Raw genomic sequence first — 16,133 nt, forward strand, 5'->3', positions numbered from 1 at the left:
GTGACTCTATCCGGTTGGATACTGCGCCTATACTCTCGGGCACAACCGTGATTCGGCGCGGCGGAGGCACTTGCTCAAAACACTTCTGCCGCGCAGACTCCTAGCCCGTTTTCATGGTGATCGTCAGCAAAGGAAAAAAACGGAGTGGCCATCAAGGCCAGGGATGTGATCAGTCCAGGCAGGGTCAGATGAGGTGCTTTCCGTGTTTTTGTCATGGCTCTCGCACGTTATGGGCTGTTTCTTATGTCCACGTAGAGTACCAGACTTTGGCCGGGTTGCAGATAACGGTTGGTATTAAGATCGTTCCATGATGCGATATCCCGCACATTCACCGAGAAGCGGCTTGCAATGGCAGACAGCGAGTCACCCTGGCGCACGCGATATCCCACCTTGCGAACCATGGCGCTGTCCCGCTGGCTACTGGCAACATTCTTGGTGGGTTGTGCGGTTTTAGACCAGATCACCAGTTGTTTGCCTGGGATCAGCGGGTCGCCCGGCGCCATACCGTTCCAGGCCGCCACTTCCCGTACCGAAACCCGATGTTCCCGGGCGATGTCCCAGAAGGTATCGCCACGGCGGACCGTGTAATTAACCTTGTTGCCATCCCGTTGCCGCTCCTGTGTGCGTTGAAGCCTCTGGTTCTGACTCAAGGCGTAGGTTTCCGAACCCTTGGTGGCCGAGGGGATCAGTAGCTGCTGGCCGATGCGGATGAGATCGCTGTTCAGCTTGTTAACCTGCTGGATGACGGACGGTGTTGTCGAAAACTTCCGGGCAATGGTGTTCAGGCTATCGCCTTTCTGCACCCGGTAGTTTTGCCAGGACACCCGCTGTTCGTTTGGGAACCTGGCAAGTGCGGTCCGGAAACCGTCGGCTTTCTCAACCGGAACCAGCAACCGATGAGGCCCATCCGGGTTGGTGGCCCAGCGATTGTAGGAGGGGTTCAGCAGATAGATTTCGTTGATTTCGATACCGGCAAGCTCAGCCGCCTGGGCGAGGTCGAGCTGAGAGCCGGTGTCGACGACCTCGAAAAATGGCTCGTTCTTCAGGGCCGGCAGTTCAATGCCATAGGCTTGAGGGTCGTCAAAGATCTTTGCCAGCGCGATCAGTTTGGGTACGTAGTGTCGGGTCTCGGTGGGCAGGCTGAGCGACCAGTAGTCTGTGGACTTACCGGCGTTGCGGTTACGGCGAATGGAGCTGGATACTGTGCCGCCACCTGCGTTGTAGGCAGCCAGGGCCAGGGTGTAGTCGCCATCAAACCGGTTGGCCAGGCGGTCAAGGTAGGTAAGGGCTGCATCGGTTGCCGCAATCACGTCCCGGCGGTCATCGTGCCACCAGCTTTGAGTCAATCCGAAATACTTGCCGGTTGACGGGATGAACTGCCACAAGCCCGCAGCCCGCCCGTGTGAATAGGCGAAGGGGTCAAAGGCACTTTCAACAATGGGTAGCAGTGCAAGTTCGTTGGGTAGACCCCGCTTTTCGGTTTCTTCCAGGATGTGGTAGAGGTATCGGGAGCCACGTTCAACCACCCGGTCAATGTAGCGGGGGTGGCGGGCATACCAGTCCAGCTGTGCCTGAACCCGGGCGTTGTCAACGGAGTGGTCCATCTGGAATCCGGCCCGAAGCCGGTCCCATAAATCGGACTCCGAAGTGGCAACGTCCTGGCTGCTACGGGGGTTATCCAGCTTCTCCCGTGCTTCCCTGGCTTGCTTGCGCAGTTCGGGGGCGATGGCGTCGTCCAGCGGTGCATCGCTGGCCTGGTCACCGTTTCCGGACGCAACCGATTTCTTTAGACCCTCGTCGCCCTGCGCAACCACGACTTCGTCAGAATCCAGGGGGTTGCTGTCTGCGGTGTGGTTGTCTTCACCAAACCAGGCTGACGGTGTGTGCCAGTTTTCAAGAACCTGACTGGTGCTGCAGCCTGAGAGGAGGGTGCTGGCAATCAGCACGTAAGACAATCGTTTCACCGACATAAACACAGCTTCCGGGTATTGGCCGGGTATGGACAGAAACCCGGCACATTAATGAGTTACGGTAACAAACAGGCTTGGATTCTATGGGAGCCCTTTTCCGGGGGTCAATACGGCTGATGTTACGGCTGTGAGAAGAAATGTTAAGAACTCAACCATTAACAGCTCAGAAATGGTCCTTGCCGTGTCGAATGGCCGCGAACACCGCATCCGCTGAATCGCATGGCAAACCCTGCCTTGCAGCATATTGCCGGGCACTTTCGATCACTTCCGGCTGGTCCCAGCGCATAAACGGGTTCAGGGTTTTTTCTGCGCCAATACTGGAGGGTACGGTCGGCTCACCACGGTTCCTCCTGGCCTGACAGTCCTGCTCAAACTGCTCGAGGGCTTTGTCGTCTGGCAACCAGCTGCGGGCAAACCTGAGATTGGCCAGGGTGTATTCGTGTGCACAGTAAACCCCGGTCTGATCGGGCAGGGCGCGCAACGACTCGAGAGACTGTCGCATCTGCTCGGGTTTGCCCTCGAACAGCCTCCCGCAGCCGCAAACGAAGAGCGTGTCGCCGCAGAACAGCACAGGGCGATCATTAATCTCAGTTTCCGAGTAGTAGGCAACATGGTCGAGAGTGTGGCCCGGTACCGCCATGACCTCGAAGGTCAGGCCTTGCCAGACCACTTCGTCACCGGGATGGATCGGGTTGGTGGTGCCCTTGAAGGGGGAATCCTCCGGGCCCGTTATGCGAACATCCGGAAAGGTCTTTGCCAGGCTGGCGATGCCGCCGGTGTGGTCGGGGTGGTGGTGGGTGACCAGTATGGTATCCAGAACCAGCTGCTGACTTTCCAGGTAGTCTTCCACCGGCTGGGCCTGCCCAGGGTCTACCACCAGCGCTTTGCCGGATGACCGGTCGCAGAGGCACCAGATATAGTTGTCGGAAAACGCAGGAATGGCCTGGATATCGAACATGCATGACCCCATGTGCTCTTTGGATGTGGCTGTTATGATAGTCCAACGCCGTTTCTATCCCAAGGGTCGTTCGTGAGCCGGGAACAAAAGGCGGTGCAGGGGAATCCGGTTAATGCAGAGATTCAGATTGGGCGCCTCAGGGGCGGTGGACTACTCACAAAGGCATGAGAGTTTCGAGCGCTGGTTCCAGACTCCGCTTGGCAGATCGTTGCTGGCCAGCCAGCGCCGGGTACTTGATCATGCATTCGAAGGCCTGGCCGGGGCCCGGCAACTGCAGGTGGGGCTAAGCCACAGGCTGCCGCTTGCCAGCGGCGCCGACTTCGTCCAGAAAATCATCACCACGCCTGGCTGGCACCCGCAGATGCCGGATGGTGTAGCAGTGTGTGATGCTGACGAACTGCCGTTTCCAGGGGACTCCATGGATCTGGTGATACTGCACCACACAGCGGATTTCTCCCCGGATCCCCACGAGGTATTACGGGAATCGGCCCGGGTGTTGAGGGGCGAGGGGCGTATTGCGCTGATTGGATTCAATCCACTGAGCCTTTGGGGTGTCAGGCGTCTGCTTTCAAGACATCATCAAGGGCCCTGGGGAGGGCGCTTCCTGATGCGTTCACGGATGGAGGATTGGCTCCAGCTGCTCGGCTTTGAGCTTGAGACTTCCTGCACCCATTTTTGCACCCTGCCGGTTCAGAGAAAGGAAGGCTACACCACCAGGAATCACCGTACCCTGAATGAGAACGGTCATTTCCTGCCGGTCGGCGCGTATTACTGTATCCTTGCCCGCAAGCGTGTGTACGCCCCCATCCGCAGGCGGGCGCCCTGGCGCAAGAGCAAAGTGATCTCGATGCCCGGCACGGTGGGTGCCTCGCGGGGGTGTTCAAGCCAGAGCGCTGGCGCGACAGAGAATCAATGAATAATTGGGAGAGTAAATGGCTGGCAAGGTGGTGATGTACACCGATGGTGCCTGTAAAGGCAATCCTGGTCCCGGTGGGTGGGGTGTGGTTTTGCGATACGGAGATGCCTGCAAGACCCTGCATGGTGGTGAGCGCCAGACCACGAACAACCGTATGGAGCTTATGGCCGCTATTCGCGGTTTGAGGGCCCTGAACCGTGCATGTGAGGTTGAGCTGTATACAGACTCCCAGTATGTCCGCAAGGGCATCACGGAATGGATGGCGGGCTGGAAGCGAAACGGCTGGAAGAATTCGGCGAAGAAGCCAGTCAAGAACGCCGACTTATGGCAAGAGTTGGACACCGAAACGGCACGACATAAGGTGAACTGGCACTGGGTCAAGGGCCATTCCGGTAACCCCGACAACGAGCTTGCGGATGAACTGGCCAACCGTGGCGTTGACGAACTGACCAGCGCCTGACGCGGCCTGTGGTGTGGGCGACGACGGAAACAGAGAGCACAGAGACATGAGACAGATCGTACTGGATACCGAAACCACGGGTATCGACCCGAACGACGGCCACCGCATTATCGAGATTGGCTGCGTTGAAGTCATTGAGCGTGAGCTGACGGGCCGCAATTACCACGTCTACATCAATCCAGAACGGGAGGTTGAGGCCGAAGCTATCACCGTTCACGGCATCACCAATGAGTTTCTGACCGACAAACCCAGGTTCGCCGAAATTGCCGACGAATTTTTCGAGTTTATCAAGGGTGCGGAGCTGGTTATACATAACGCGGCTTTTGACGTCGGCTTCATGGACGCCGAGTTCGCGCGCCTCAAGCCGGTCCGGAAAACCGCTGACCACTGCGGCATCGTCGACTCGCTGGCCATCGCCCGGGCCAAGCATCCGGGTCAGAAGAACAACCTGGATGCCCTGTGCAAACGCTACGGAGTAGATAACAGTAACCGGGAACTGCACGGCGCGTTGCTGGATGCGGAGATTCTGGCTGACGTTTATTTGTTGATGACCGGCGGGCAAACAGCGTTATCCCTGGATGCCGGGGCTGGTGATGATGGAACTGCCGGTGGCATCCGCCGCCTGACTGGCAGCCGACCGGCTTTGGCTGTGATCCGCGCTGATGACGCCGAGGCCTCGGCCCATGAAGAATTTCTGGCGATGATGGAGAAGCAGGCCGGCCACACCGTCTGGAGCAAATTACAGCAATCGGAATGAGAACCACGTCAGGGTGTACCATTTGTTACATTCCGCCTTTCTTGAGGTACTTGAGTTTTATGTTATAAGTAATGATAAGTTCGCCAGTTTTCTGCGAGCTGAATGTTGGCCGGCAGGGTGCATGGCCCATAACAAACGCCGGCCCCATGTCCCCCGGCATTAGTTCACGAACAGGATGCGGTAGTCTCCGCAAAGTAACAGGAAGCGTTTATGGTTCAATCGTCTCTGGCGACGAAATCGCAGTCGTTTGATTTGGTCAAAAGCGAAATCGAACAGACCATCAAACAGGCAGAATCCAGCCTTGAGCGCTTTCAGGAAAATCGTGAGAGTGGGGAAGACCTGCAGAACTGTGTTGATTATCTCAATCAGTTGCGGGGCATCTTCATTCTGGTGGAATTGCGTGGTGGAACGCTGCTGTGTCAGGAGGCAGTGAACCTGGCCAACGACGTGCCCGTAGGCGCCAATGACGACAAGAACATTCTGCTGACGACCCTCAACAGCGCCCTGTTTATCTTGCGTCGCTACGTTGAATATTACCACCAGCAACGGGAAGACCATCCGGAATTGCTGCTGCCGGTGATCAATGATCTACGCGAGGCGCGGCGCGAGAAACCCTATCCCGAATCCTGTTTCTTTGATGTGGATGTGAAAGAGCGTCCGGATTTCTGCTCCGGGCTTTCGCTTCAGCCGCTTGAAGGCGGCGATGCCGAATACGAAATTCTCGCCAGGCGTATGCGCCTGACCCTACAGGTCGCTCTGCTTGGCATTCTTCGTGAGCGTAATGAGGTGGTCAGCAAAAAGCTGGTGGCCAGGGCTTCCCGTGGCTTTGCCAGACTTTGCCAGGGCGCGCCAATGGGCCAGATGTGGTGCTTGCTGTCTGTGGTTGCAGACACCATGCTGGACCGGGCCATGGGCTTCAATAAAGCCCGCAAACGTCTGCTTATGCGAATAGAGAAGTATGCCCGCGAAGTGGTGTACGTTGGCAAAGTGGCCACCACCAAAGATGCCCCTGACTCGGTCATCAAAGACCTTGTCTACCTTTTGTACCGCAGCGGGTCCGCTAATCCCGAGGTGGCGAGCGTTCTTTCCGCCTACCGGCTGGCGCCCTCTGAGTTTCCCGATGCTATCCTTGAAGCCCACTCGCGCCGGCTGTACGGCCCGGGTTCGGATGTACTGAAATCCTTGTCGGAAGCGCTGCAGGAAGAGCTCAATCAACTGAAGGATAAGCTGGACATCATCGAACGGGGTATCGAGCCAGACCTGGCCGAGCTGGCGTCCATCGCTGACGCCCTCGAGCGCCTGGCGAACACCCTGGTGATGCTCGATCTCAATCGCCTGGCCGGTATTGCCCGTGAGGAAGCGACAAAACTCCGTCAGTGGGAGGAGGAGAAGCGCCTGCCGGCAGAGGACGAACTCTATCGCCTGGCCGATTCGGTGCTGGGGGTGGAGGATGCCGTCATGCAGATCGTCATTCGAGGTATTACCTCGGAGACCGATGCGTTGGCAGGCAGTGAACGCAAGCGGGACGAGTCCGTCTACCTGCAGGAAGCCATCTGGGTGGTTGCAGACGAGGCGCGCAGCGCCCTGACCCTGGCCAAGCGTGCTATTACCGCGTTTATCGAATCCGACTACGACAAGTTGCACCTGGCCAACCTGCCGGGCACCCTGCGCAGTATCTGGGGTGGTTTGCAGATGGTGAACGACCCCCAGGCTGCCAGTGTCATTGCGCGGGTAGCGGCATCCATTCAGGAGCAGCTACTGGATGCGAGGGAAGCGCCGGCACCTCAGGTGCTTGAAGCGCTGGCGGACGCGCTTACGTCGCTGGAGTACTACATTGAAAGCATTGGCCGCCGCGAAGAGAGCAACAGCGACCTGCTGAAACTGGCGGAATCGTCGTTGGGCGACGTCGGGCTGTAATAACGGCTTCGGTGTCGTTGAAGCGACCAAAAAAAACCTGCGACTTGCGCAGGTTTTTTTATGGCCTGTTAAGCGGGGCTTAGCCCATCTTGAACAGTTCACCCAGCTTGGTTGCCAGCATCATGTCGCCTTCGGCGCGCAGCTGACCAGCCATGAATGCCTGCATGCCGTCGGTTTCGCCGGAAACGATACCCTGCAGGGTGTCGGAGTTCATGATCAGGGTAACGGAAGGATCGTCGTTCGCGCCTTCGTGCAGCTTGCAAGTGCCGTCGTTGATCACCAGGTGGTAGGTTTTGTCATCTTCGATGTCGAACTGGAACACCAGATCCAGGCCTTGTGCCGCGTCTGCGTTGAAATTCTGTTCGAGTTTTTCAAATACCTGAGCTACAGACATTGTTTTACCCTTTTGAGTGGTTGTCTTGTCATGGTGACGGCTTGGAATCCCTGGCCTCAGAAGCCTGTTTGATAGCCCGGGTAGCGCCGACCTCGCCATCCGACTTTATGGTTAGAACACGGTTGTGTCAAGCTTGATCGAACGCTTGTTTTAATTTTCTTTTGGACTTATCACGCCCCCTGTGAGGGGGTACACTCATGGCTTTGCAACGACGTCTGGAGACTGCATTTTGGAATTTCTGACCGAATACGGACTTTTCCTCGCTAAAGTGGTGACCTTCGTGGTGGCCGCCATCATTCTGGCCTCGGTGATTTTCTCCGCCACCCAGCGGGACCGGAGTGATCATGAAGGAGAGGGCGAGCTCAAAATTCGCAAACTGAACGACCAGTACCGGAAACTGAAAGAATCCATCCAGTCCCGGTTGATGTCAGACGCCGAACACAAGGCCTGGCAGAAACAAAAGAAAAAAGAAGAGAAAGCCGAGAAAAAATCGGCCAAACAGGATAAAACCGCTGAGGAAGAAAAGGCCTCCAAACCACGCATCTATGTCATCGACTTCGATGGCGACATCAAAGCCAGCGATACCGACACGCTCAGGCGGTCGGTCTCTGCGGTGCTCAGTGTCGCCAACCCGGAGACAGACGAGGTGGTGGTTCGCCTGGAAAGCGGTGGCGGCCTCGTGCACGCCTATGGTCTGGCAGCCGCACAGCTTGACCGGATTCGCAGTAAAGGGGTTCCCCTGACGGCCTGCGTAGACAAGGTGGCGGCCAGCGGTGGTTACATGATGGCTTGCGTTGCCGACAAGATCATTGCGTCGCCCTTTGCAGTTCTCGGTTCGATTGGTGTGGTTGCCCAGCTGCCGAACTTCCATCGTTTCCTGCAGAAGAACGATGTGGATTTTGAAGTGCTGACCGCCGGTGAGCACAAGCGCACACTGACCGTGTTTGGAGAGAACACCGAAAAGGGCCGGCAGAAATTTCTCGCGGACCTTGAAGATACCCACGGTCTGTTCAAGGAATACGTCAGCGAGCGGCGCCCTGCGCTGGATATCCAGGCGGTGGCCAATGGCGACATCTGGTTTGGCAAGCGTGCCCTTGAGGTCAAGCTCATTGACGATATCAAGACGTCGGACGAATACCTGATCGAGGCCTGCGATCGGGGTGAGGTGGTCTCGGTGTCATTCCAGAGTAAGAGAACCCTGCCGGAACGGCTTGGCCTGGCCACCAGTGCGGCGCTTGAGCATACCGTTTGGCGGGTGCTCAGTGCTTTCCGTAATCAGAAAATTCAGTAAGTCAGGGTCGGGCGCAGAGAGTTTAACGCTCTGCGCCCACCCGTGATCGCTCAGGAAGCCCTGCGACGGAACAGGGGCTGGTCGGTATCGGTGGCGGCCTGGTAGGCCTGGCTGAAGAAGTTCAGGCAGCGAGCTGCCTTGCTGATGTCCTTGTCGGCCCGCAGCACGTAGGAATCGAAGCCGCACCGTTTCATGAACTGCAACTGGTCCAGCAGTACATCTCCAATAGCTCTCAGCTCTCCCTGGTAGCCAAACCTTTCCCGCAGCAGGCGGGCGATACTGTAACCCCGGCCATCCACAAAGCGTGGAAAGTTCACCGCAATCAACGGTAATTCCTTAACCTTTTCCCCGAGCATTTCGGGCTCGTCATGGCTGTCGAACCAGACTCCGATATCATCCCGGCCTACGTAGTGCTCGTAGCCTGCAAGCCACAGATCCGCGGGAATCAGCGCAGGCTGGCCTGCGGCTACATTGAGGGATTCACCCTCGGCAGGGCGCTCTACGACCACCCAGCTGTCGTTACGGATGCTGCCGTCAGCAGCGATTACATCAGGCATAGACCCGCTCCTTGAATGGTTCAATACCAACACGGCGATAGGTATCCAGGAAGGTTTCTTCCTCGCTCCGTTTGTCGACATATACATCAATGATCTTGGCAATCACTTCGGGCATCTGGTCCCTTGCAAACGAGGGCCCCAGAATCTTGCCAATGGCGGCGTCATGATGGGAGTCGCCACCGAGACTGATCTGGTAGAACTCTTCGCCTTTCTTGTCAACGCCCAGCACGCCAATGTTACCAACGTGGTGGTGGCCACAGGCATTCATGCAGCCGGAGATGTTGAGGTCGATGGGGCCGAGGTCGTACAGGTAATCCAGATCATCAAAGCGACGCTGGATAGCCTCAGCAACGGGAATCGATTTGGCGTTGGCCAGGGCGCAGAAATCGCCGCCCGGGCAGCAGATGACGTCGGTCAGGGTGTTCAGGTTGGCAGTGGCAAAGCCCAAGGGAACGAGGCGCTGCCAGAGCTCGAACAGCTGGTCCTGGCGAACATCGGCCAGAACCACATTCTGCTCGTGTGTCGCGCGGGCCTCACCAAAGCTGAACTGGTCCGCCAGGTCGGCAATCTGCTCAAGCTGATAATCGGTCACGTCACCCGGCGGGGTCCCGGTTTTTTTCAGGGTCAGGGTGACACTGGCATAGCCGGGCTTCTTGTGCTCGCTGACGTTGTGAGTCAGCCACTTGTCGAATTCGCGGTTCTCAAATCGTTGCTCACTCAGCAGGGCAGTGGCGTTCTCCAGTGTCTCGTAGTCAGGCTCGGTGAAATAGCCCTGGAATTTTCGGATCGCTTCCGGGGTCAGCCGAGTCGGGGAGTCTTTGATGTGTGCCCATTCAGCTTCGACTTTCTCGGCGAAACCTTCCGGGGTCAGTGCCTTCACAAGAATCTTGATGCGTGCCTTGAACTTGTTGTCGCGCCGGCCGTAACGGTTATAGACCCGCAGGACCGCCTCCAGGTAAGTCAGAAGGTCGAGTTCCGGCAGGAATTCCCGGATGACTGGCCCCACCATGGGCGTGCGGCCCAGGCCCCCACCCACGTGTACGCGGAAGCCCAGATCGCCCTGATCATTCCGGACCAGTTGCAGGCCGATATCGTGCACCTGAATGGCCGCCCGGTCCGTCTTTTCGGAAGCATTAACCGCCACCTTGAATTTGCGAGGAAGGAAAGCGAATTCCGGGTGGAAGGTAGACCACTGCCGGATAATCTCGCAGTAAGGGCGAGGGTCGGCGATTTCATCGGCCTGAACACCGGAGAACTGGTCTGTGGTGGTGTTACGGATGCAGTTACCGCTGGTCTGGTTGGCATGCATTTCGACTTCGGCCAGTTCGGCCAGGATATCCGGAACGTCTTCCAGGTTTGGCCAGTTCAGCTGGATGTTGGTACGGGTTGTAAAATGCGCATAACCCTTGTCGTAATCACGGGTGATGCGGGCCAGGCGGCGGATCTGGTCTGAACGGAGCATGCCATAGGGCACACAGATACGCAGCATGGGTGCAAGACGCTGAACGTAGAGACCGTTCTGCAGACGAAGTGGAAGAAACTCTTCTTCCGCCAGCTCGCCCGCGAGGGCCCGCTCGGTTTGGTCCCGAAACTGTGCGACACGTTCCGCGGCAATTTGCCGGTCGTGCTCATCATAAACGTACATAGGGTAACGTCCTGCCTGGTAACTTCTGAAATGCGGTTGTTGAATGGCGCCAAAATGACATTGGGCCTTATTCCTGAAGCGGAGGATATCACTGGGTTTTTATTCTTAAAATGATTATTTCAAAATATCATTATCGATTCAGGTGATAAGCAGGAAAATCAGCAGCGGCGGGCAGGACTGGACGAATATCAATTTCCTGCTTTAATAAAAGCCGGGTACTGAAACAACAACAAGACTGGATAACCGAGGAGTAAGCTATGAAAAAGACAGCGGATTCAGATAGCCAGGCCGATGCCGTTGCAGCAGTGTTACTGGTGTTGCTGGCTGTTGCCTTTGCAGTAGTGTGGGTTGCCGGCCAGTAGCGCTACTGGCCTGCCAGCACCACCTTTACCACCAGTATCAGCCCGCCCACAAACGCAGCGCCAAACAGCAGCCCGGCAATGATGTAGGGCACCGGGCTGTGGCTGGCAAAATCCTCTTGTCGGCGCTTTTCAGACTGCACCCCCAAAGCGCCGGCGAGGATACTTTGCATGATTTTCAGAACGCCCGGCGAACCGGGCTTTTTCTTGCTGCTGTTATTGTTGTTGTCAGCCATATCGTTCATTGAGTCACCCTGATTTATTCGGCCGGATCGTAGGCCAGGCTGGGCATCAGCCAGCGCTCAGCTTCTGCTTTGGACAGCCCTTTTCGTTCAGCATAGTCTTCAACCTGGTCCACGCCAATTTTGCCGACGGCAAAGTATTTGGATTCCGGGTGGGCAAAGTACCAGCCAGAGACCGCTGCCGTTGGGTACATGGCAAAGTGTTCGGTGAGCTGGAGGCTGGTGTTGGCCGTTGCATCCAGCAGTTTGAACAGGGTGGCTTTCTCTGTATGGTCAGGGCAGGCAGGATAGCCGGGGGCCGGGCGGATGCCCTGGTACCGTTCCTTGATCAGGTCATCGTTGGCCAGCTGTTCATCGGTTGCATAGCCCCAGAATTCTTTGCGAACCCGTTCGTGCATGCGCTCGGCGAAGGCTTCTGCAAGCCGGTCTGCCAGGGCCTGGACCATAATGGCGCTGTAATCGTCGTGGGCATCCTTGAACTCTTTGGTCAGTTCGTCCACCCCAATACCGGTGGTTACGGCAAAGCCGCCGACATAGTCACCCACGTGGGAGTCTTCAGGGGCCACAAAATCAGACAGGGCCATCATGGGTTTGCCGGGCGCTTTTTCGTCTTGCTGGCGAAGGTGGTGCAGGGTGGTCAGCTCCTCGGTGCGGGACTCGTCTGTGTAAACGACAATGTCGTCTCCGCGACGGTTGGCCGGCCAGAAGCCAATCACGCCTCTGGCGGTGATGCGTTTATCTTCGATCATCTTCTTGAGCAGTTTCTGGGCGTCGTCGAACAGGGTGCGTGCAGCTTCGCCCCGCTTCGGATCGTCGAAGATTGCCGGGTATTTGCCGGCAATGTCCCAGGAAATGAAAAACGGCGTCCAATCGATGTAGTCCACCAGTTCGTTCAGGTCGTAATCGTTGAACGCCCGCACCCCGGTGAAGGCTGGTTTCGGTGGCTGGTAAGTCTCGAAATCGAGTTCCGGTGCCCGTGCCCGTGCTTCTGACATTGACACCAGCTTTGTACGGTCGCCACGGTTCTTGCGGCGCTCACGGATCTCGTCGTACTCGGTACGGGCGGCTTCCACGAGCGTGGGCTTTGCGGTCTTGCTCAGAAGCTGAGAGGCCACGTTTACGCACCGGGACGCATCGGATACGTACAGGGCAATGTCGTTCTTGTACTGGGGCTCGATCTTCACCGCAGTGTGGGCTTTGGAGGTGGTGGCACCGCCAATCATCAGCGGGATATTGAAATCCAGCCTCTGCATTTCCCGGGCAACATGGACCATTTCATCCAGCGAGGGTGTGATCAGGCCGCTCAGACCAATAATGTCGACATTCTCTTTTTTCGCAACGTCCAGAATCTTCTCGCAGGGCACCATCACGCCTAGGTCGATGACTTCGTAGTTATTGCACTGCAAGACCACGCCCACGATGTTCTTGCCAATGTCGTGTACGTCGCCCTTCACGGTGGCCATCAGAATCTTGCCCTTGGCCTGCTGGTCTTCTGTTTTCTCAGCCTCGATGAACGGGATCAAGTGGGCGACGGCCTGCTTCATTACCCGGGCGCTCTTGACCACCTGGGGCAGGAACATCTTGCCATCACCGAACAGGTCGCCGACCACATTCATACCCGCCATCAGCGGGCCTTCGATCACTTCGATGGGGTGGCTGGCGTTCTGCCGGCAGGCTTCGGTGTCGTCAATAATGTAACTGGTGATGCCTTTCACCAGGGCATGCTCAAGACGCTTCTCGACGGGCCATTCACGCCAGGCAAGGTCTTCTTCTTTGGTCTGGCCGCCTTTGCCTTTGAACTTTTCGGCCGCCTCAAGCAAGCGATCTGTTGAGTCATCGCGGCGGTTCAGGACGACGTCTTCCACCAATTCTTTCAGGTCTGGCTCGATCTCGTCATAGATCACCAACTGGCCCGGGTTCACTATGCCCATGTTCATGCCGGCCTTGACCGCGTGATACAGGAAAACGGAGTGAATGGCCTCGCGCACCGCATCGTTACCGCGGAAAGAAAACGAGACGTTACTCACGCCACCGGAGATGGACGCGTGGGGCAGGTTTTCCCTGATCCAGCGGGTGGCATTGATGAAGTCCACCGCATAGTTGTTGTGCTCTTCGATGCCGGTGGCGATGGCGAAGATGTTCGGATCAAAAATAATGTCGGCCGGGTTAAAGCCGATACTGGTCAGCACGTCGTAAGAGCGTTTGCAGATCTCGGTTTTACGCTCGAAGGTGTCGGCCTGGCCGTCTTCGTCAAAGGCCATGACCACTACGGCCGCACCGTAGCGCATGCAGTCTTTTGCCCGCTTGATGAACTCTTCCTCGCCTTCTTTGAGGCTGATGGAGTTCACCACCGCCTTGCCCTGAATGCATCGAAGACCGGCCTCGATCACTTCCCACTTGGAAGAATCGATCATGATCGGCACGCGGGAAATGTCAGGTTCGGATGCCACCAGTTTCAGGAAGGTCTCCATAACCTCCCTTGAATCCAGCATGCCCTCGTCCATGTTGATATCGATGATCTGGGCGCCGTTTTCCACCTGGTCCCGGGCCACGCTCAGCGCTTCCTCGTACTGTTCTTCCTTGATCAGTCTCAAAAATCGCTTGGAGCCGGTCACATTGGTGCGTTCGCCCACGTTAATGAACAGCGTGTTTTCGTCACCGGTAAAGGGTTCGAGGCCTGACAGGCGCAGTGCCTTGGGGCGGTCGGGAATCTTCCGGGGCGGATACTTGGATACCGCCTTGGCAATGGCTTCAATGTGATCCGGCCGTGAACCGCAACAACCCCCGATGATGTTCATGAACCCGTCCTTGGCGAAGCCCTCAATGATGTCGGCCATTTCTTCGGGGGTCTGGTCGTATTCGCCAAATTCGTTGGGCAGCCCGGCGTTGGGGTGGGCTGACACATAGGTTTCTGCCTTGTTGGCCAGCTCTTCCACATAAGGGCGCAACGCGTCCGCACCCAGGGCGCAGTTAAGACCCACTGAGATGGGTTTCGCATGGGCGATGGAGTTGTAGAAGGCCTCGGTGGTCTGGCCCGACAGTGTTCGACCGGACGCGTCGGTAATGGTGCCGGAGATCATGATCGGCAGTTCAAAACCGTTGTCCTCAAAGAACTGCTGGGTCGCGTAAATGGCGGCCTTGGCGTTCAGGGTGTCGAAAATGGTTTCAATCAGGATCAGATCGGAGCCGCCTTCCACCAGCCCGGAGACCGCTTCATAGTAATTATCCACCAGGGTCTGGAAATCCACATTCCGGTAGCCCGGGTTATTGACGTCTGGTGAGATGGAGGCGGTGCGCGAGGTAGGGCCCACGGCGCCGGCAACAAACCGTGGTTTGTCCGGATTGCGGGCGGTGAACTCATCAGCGATTTCCCGAGCGATCCTGGCCGCTTCCACGTTCAATTCACGGGCCAGATCTTCCATGCCGTAGTCCGCCTGGGAAAGGCGGGTGGAATTGAAAGTGTTGGTTTCGATGATGTCTGCGCCGGCATCCAGGTAGTCTGCGTGGATATTGCGGAGCAGGGCCGGCTGGGTCAGGTTGAGGAGATCGTTGTTGCCCTGAACGTCCCGGTCGAAATCCTTGAATCGGTCGCCCCGGAATGCGGCTTCGTCCAGCTTCTGGTTCTGGATCATGGTGCCCATGCCACCATCGAGGATGATGATGCGTTCCTTGAGGGCCTTATGAAGCTGGTCCAGGCGGGTAGTACGATCGGTCATAGGGAATTCTTCCGGGGTCATTAATAACGTCGTGTTTGTTCGGACGGCGCGGGATCATAGCAAAATTGTACGTATACGTCTTAATACAGATGATCATTATCAAGCACTGACCACAAAGTTCCTGGCGGGAGGTTATACGTGCAATTCATTATCCTGTTAAAGCCCGACTATTTTACTTGGTCTTTTAAGTTCCTGCGAACTCTCCTAAAATAGAGACTACATTTGAAAACAGGTAGGAAGCATGGCTTTGGTAACTGTCACTGATTCCGCAAGGGATTATCTTGCGCAACTGATTGAAAAGCAGGATGTCGAGGGCATGGGCGTTCGTATTTTCGTCACCCAGCCGGGTACCCGCAATGCCGAGACCTGTCTGGCCTATTGCCCGCCAAACGAAGTCGTCCCTACAGACGAGCAGGTTGATCTGCAGAAATTCACCCTGTTCCTGGACCATAACTCGGTACCGTTTCTGGAAGATGCCTACGTGGACTACTCCAAAGACCAGATGGGCGGCCAGTTGACCATCAAGGCGCCGAACGCCAAAGTGCCCCAGGTGTCTGATGACGCCCCCCTTCCTGAGCGGGTGAACTACGTGCTGGCGTCTGAGATCAACCCCAATCTGGCGGCCCACGGCGGTGATGTATCGCTGGTGGAGATCGTTGAGGAGTCGGTGGCAGTGCTGCGTTTCGGTGGCGGTTGCCAGGGCTGTTCCGCCGTCAGCCTGACCCTCAAGCAAGGTGTTGAGAAAACCCTCAAGGAGCGGGTTCCGGAGATCACTGCGGTTCGTGATGTGACCGACCACTCGAACACTGAAAACGCCTACTATCAGTAATTTCTGCATTACCTCTGCCAGGCCGTCGTTCACCGCGGCGGCTGCCGCAGATGCCTGTCTTTCGTGGCTACACGGCCAATGTCCTGATATCTGCAATACTCCATTATCCTGTTGATTAACAG

At 56.8% G+C, this 16,133-nt stretch carries 13 protein-coding genes; 6 read left to right on the forward strand and 7 right to left on the reverse strand.

The genetic code is table 11. From position 1 onward, the window contains the following. Positions 1 to 227: 227 nt before the first annotated feature. A complete protein-coding gene (locus J122_RS13705; protein WP_061332818.1) occupies positions 228 to 1,970 on the reverse strand; it encodes a LysM peptidoglycan-binding domain-containing protein in 1,743 nt (580 codons plus the stop codon). A 163-nt stretch (positions 1,971 to 2,133) separates the two neighbouring features. Continuing rightward, positions 2,134 to 2,928 (reverse strand): hydroxyacylglutathione hydrolase, encoded by a 795-nt coding sequence (gene gloB / locus J122_RS13710; RefSeq protein WP_061332820.1) that lies wholly within the window; start codon positions 2,926 to 2,928, stop codon positions 2,134 to 2,136. A 112-nt stretch (positions 2,929 to 3,040) separates the two neighbouring features. Here gloB and J122_RS13715 point away from each other — a divergent pair, with 112 nt between their 5' ends. The 4 genes from J122_RS13715 (at position 3,041) to J122_RS13730 (ending at position 6,978) form a co-directional block, all read left to right on the forward strand. After that, positions 3,041 to 3,844 (forward strand): class I SAM-dependent methyltransferase, encoded by an 804-nt coding sequence (locus tag J122_RS13715; protein ID WP_061332822.1) that lies wholly within the window; start codon positions 3,041 to 3,043, stop codon positions 3,842 to 3,844. Positions 3,845 to 3,860: 16 nt separating this feature from the next. Beyond that, positions 3,861 to 4,304 (forward strand): ribonuclease HI, encoded by a 444-nt coding sequence (rnhA, locus tag J122_RS13720; protein WP_061332824.1) that lies wholly within the window; start codon positions 3,861 to 3,863, stop codon positions 4,302 to 4,304. A gap of 13 nt (positions 4,305 to 4,317) precedes the next feature. Further along, entirely contained in the window at positions 4,318 to 5,061 is a 744-nt protein-coding gene (gene dnaQ, locus J122_RS13725; RefSeq protein ID WP_264753578.1) for a DNA polymerase III subunit epsilon, read from the forward strand. 210 nt (positions 5,062 to 5,271) lie between these two features. After that, entirely contained in the window at positions 5,272 to 6,978 is a 1,707-nt protein-coding gene (locus tag J122_RS13730) for a hypothetical protein (RefSeq protein ID WP_061332828.1), read from the forward strand. A 79-nt stretch (positions 6,979 to 7,057) separates the two neighbouring features. On the opposite strand, the gene J122_RS13735 is transcribed toward J122_RS13730, so the two are convergent. Continuing rightward, complete coding sequence (locus tag J122_RS13735; RefSeq protein WP_061332831.1) at positions 7,058 to 7,372, reverse strand: SCP2 sterol-binding domain-containing protein; 315 nt, start codon at positions 7,370 to 7,372, stop codon at positions 7,058 to 7,060. Between the two features lie 229 nt (positions 7,373 to 7,601). Here J122_RS13735 and sohB point away from each other — a divergent pair, with 229 nt between their 5' ends. Beyond that, on the forward strand, positions 7,602 to 8,663 hold the full coding sequence (gene sohB / locus J122_RS13740) for a protease SohB (protein ID WP_061332833.1): 1,062 nt from the start codon (positions 7,602 to 7,604) through the stop codon (positions 8,661 to 8,663). Between the two features lie 50 nt (positions 8,664 to 8,713). On the opposite strand, the gene J122_RS13745 is transcribed toward sohB, so the two are convergent. The 4 genes from J122_RS13745 to metH form a co-directional block, all read right to left on the reverse strand. Beyond that, positions 8,714 to 9,220, reverse strand: coding sequence for a DUF934 domain-containing protein (locus J122_RS13745; RefSeq protein ID WP_061332835.1), 507 nt, complete (start codon positions 9,218 to 9,220; stop codon positions 8,714 to 8,716). Beyond that, the gene (locus J122_RS13750; RefSeq protein ID WP_061332837.1) at positions 9,213 to 10,865 is read right to left on the reverse strand and encodes a nitrite/sulfite reductase; all 1,653 of its coding nucleotides are present in this window, start codon (positions 10,863 to 10,865) and stop codon (positions 9,213 to 9,215) included. The genes J122_RS13745 and J122_RS13750 overlap by 8 nt, the downstream gene beginning before the upstream one ends. 364 nt (positions 10,866 to 11,229) lie before the next feature. Next, positions 11,230 to 11,469 (reverse strand): DUF2970 domain-containing protein, encoded by a 240-nt coding sequence (locus J122_RS13755; RefSeq protein ID WP_082780601.1) that lies wholly within the window; start codon positions 11,467 to 11,469, stop codon positions 11,230 to 11,232. Between the two features lie 14 nt (positions 11,470 to 11,483). Then, positions 11,484 to 15,182 carry a methionine synthase gene (metH, locus tag J122_RS13760; RefSeq protein WP_061332839.1) on the reverse strand — a complete coding sequence of 1,233 codons (3,699 nt, stop codon included), beginning with the start codon at positions 15,180 to 15,182 and terminating at the stop codon, positions 11,484 to 11,486. A gap of 241 nt (positions 15,183 to 15,423) precedes the next feature. On the opposite strand from metH, the gene nfuA reads away from it, so the two are divergent. Next, a complete protein-coding gene (nfuA, locus tag J122_RS13765; protein ID WP_058089746.1) occupies positions 15,424 to 16,011 on the forward strand; it encodes a Fe-S biogenesis protein NfuA in 588 nt (195 codons plus the stop codon). Positions 16,012 to 16,133: the final 122 nt, after the last annotated feature.

It is taken from the genome of Marinobacter excellens LAMA 842 (assembly GCF_001574445.1).
Taxonomy (GTDB): domain Bacteria; phylum Pseudomonadota; class Gammaproteobacteria; order Pseudomonadales; family Oleiphilaceae; genus Marinobacter; species Marinobacter shengliensis.

What these genes read in the sequence shown, in the direction of transcription:
- J122_RS13705 (WP_061332818.1), bottom strand. Translation starts at nt 1,970, where the DNA reads ATGTCGGTGAAACGATTGTCTTACGTGCTGATTGCCAGCACCCTCCTC.
- gloB (WP_061332820.1), bottom strand. Translation starts at nt 2,928, where the DNA reads ATGTTCGATATCCAGGCCATTCCTGCGTTTTCCGACAACTATATCTGG.
- J122_RS13715 (WP_061332822.1), top strand. Translation starts at nt 3,041, where the DNA reads ATGCAGAGATTCAGATTGGGCGCCTCAGGGGCGGTGGACTACTCACAA.
- rnhA (WP_061332824.1), top strand. Translation starts at nt 3,861, where the DNA reads ATGGCTGGCAAGGTGGTGATGTACACCGATGGTGCCTGTAAAGGCAAT.
- J122_RS13730 (WP_061332828.1), top strand. Translation starts at nt 5,272, where the DNA reads ATGGTTCAATCGTCTCTGGCGACGAAATCGCAGTCGTTTGATTTGGTC.
- J122_RS13735 (WP_061332831.1), bottom strand. Translation starts at nt 7,372, where the DNA reads ATGTCTGTAGCTCAGGTATTTGAAAAACTCGAACAGAATTTCAACGCA.
- J122_RS13745 (WP_061332835.1), bottom strand. Translation starts at nt 9,220, where the DNA reads ATGCCTGATGTAATCGCTGCTGACGGCAGCATCCGTAACGACAGCTGG.
- J122_RS13750 (WP_061332837.1), bottom strand. Translation starts at nt 10,865, where the DNA reads ATGTACGTTTATGATGAGCACGACCGGCAAATTGCCGCGGAACGTGTC.
- J122_RS13755 (WP_082780601.1), bottom strand. Translation starts at nt 11,469, where the DNA reads ATGAACGATATGGCTGACAACAACAATAACAGCAGCAAGAAAAAGCCC.
- metH (WP_061332839.1), bottom strand. Translation starts at nt 15,182, where the DNA reads ATGACCGATCGTACTACCCGCCTGGACCAGCTTCATAAGGCCCTCAAG.
- nfuA (WP_058089746.1), top strand. Translation starts at nt 15,424, where the DNA reads ATGGCTTTGGTAACTGTCACTGATTCCGCAAGGGATTATCTTGCGCAA.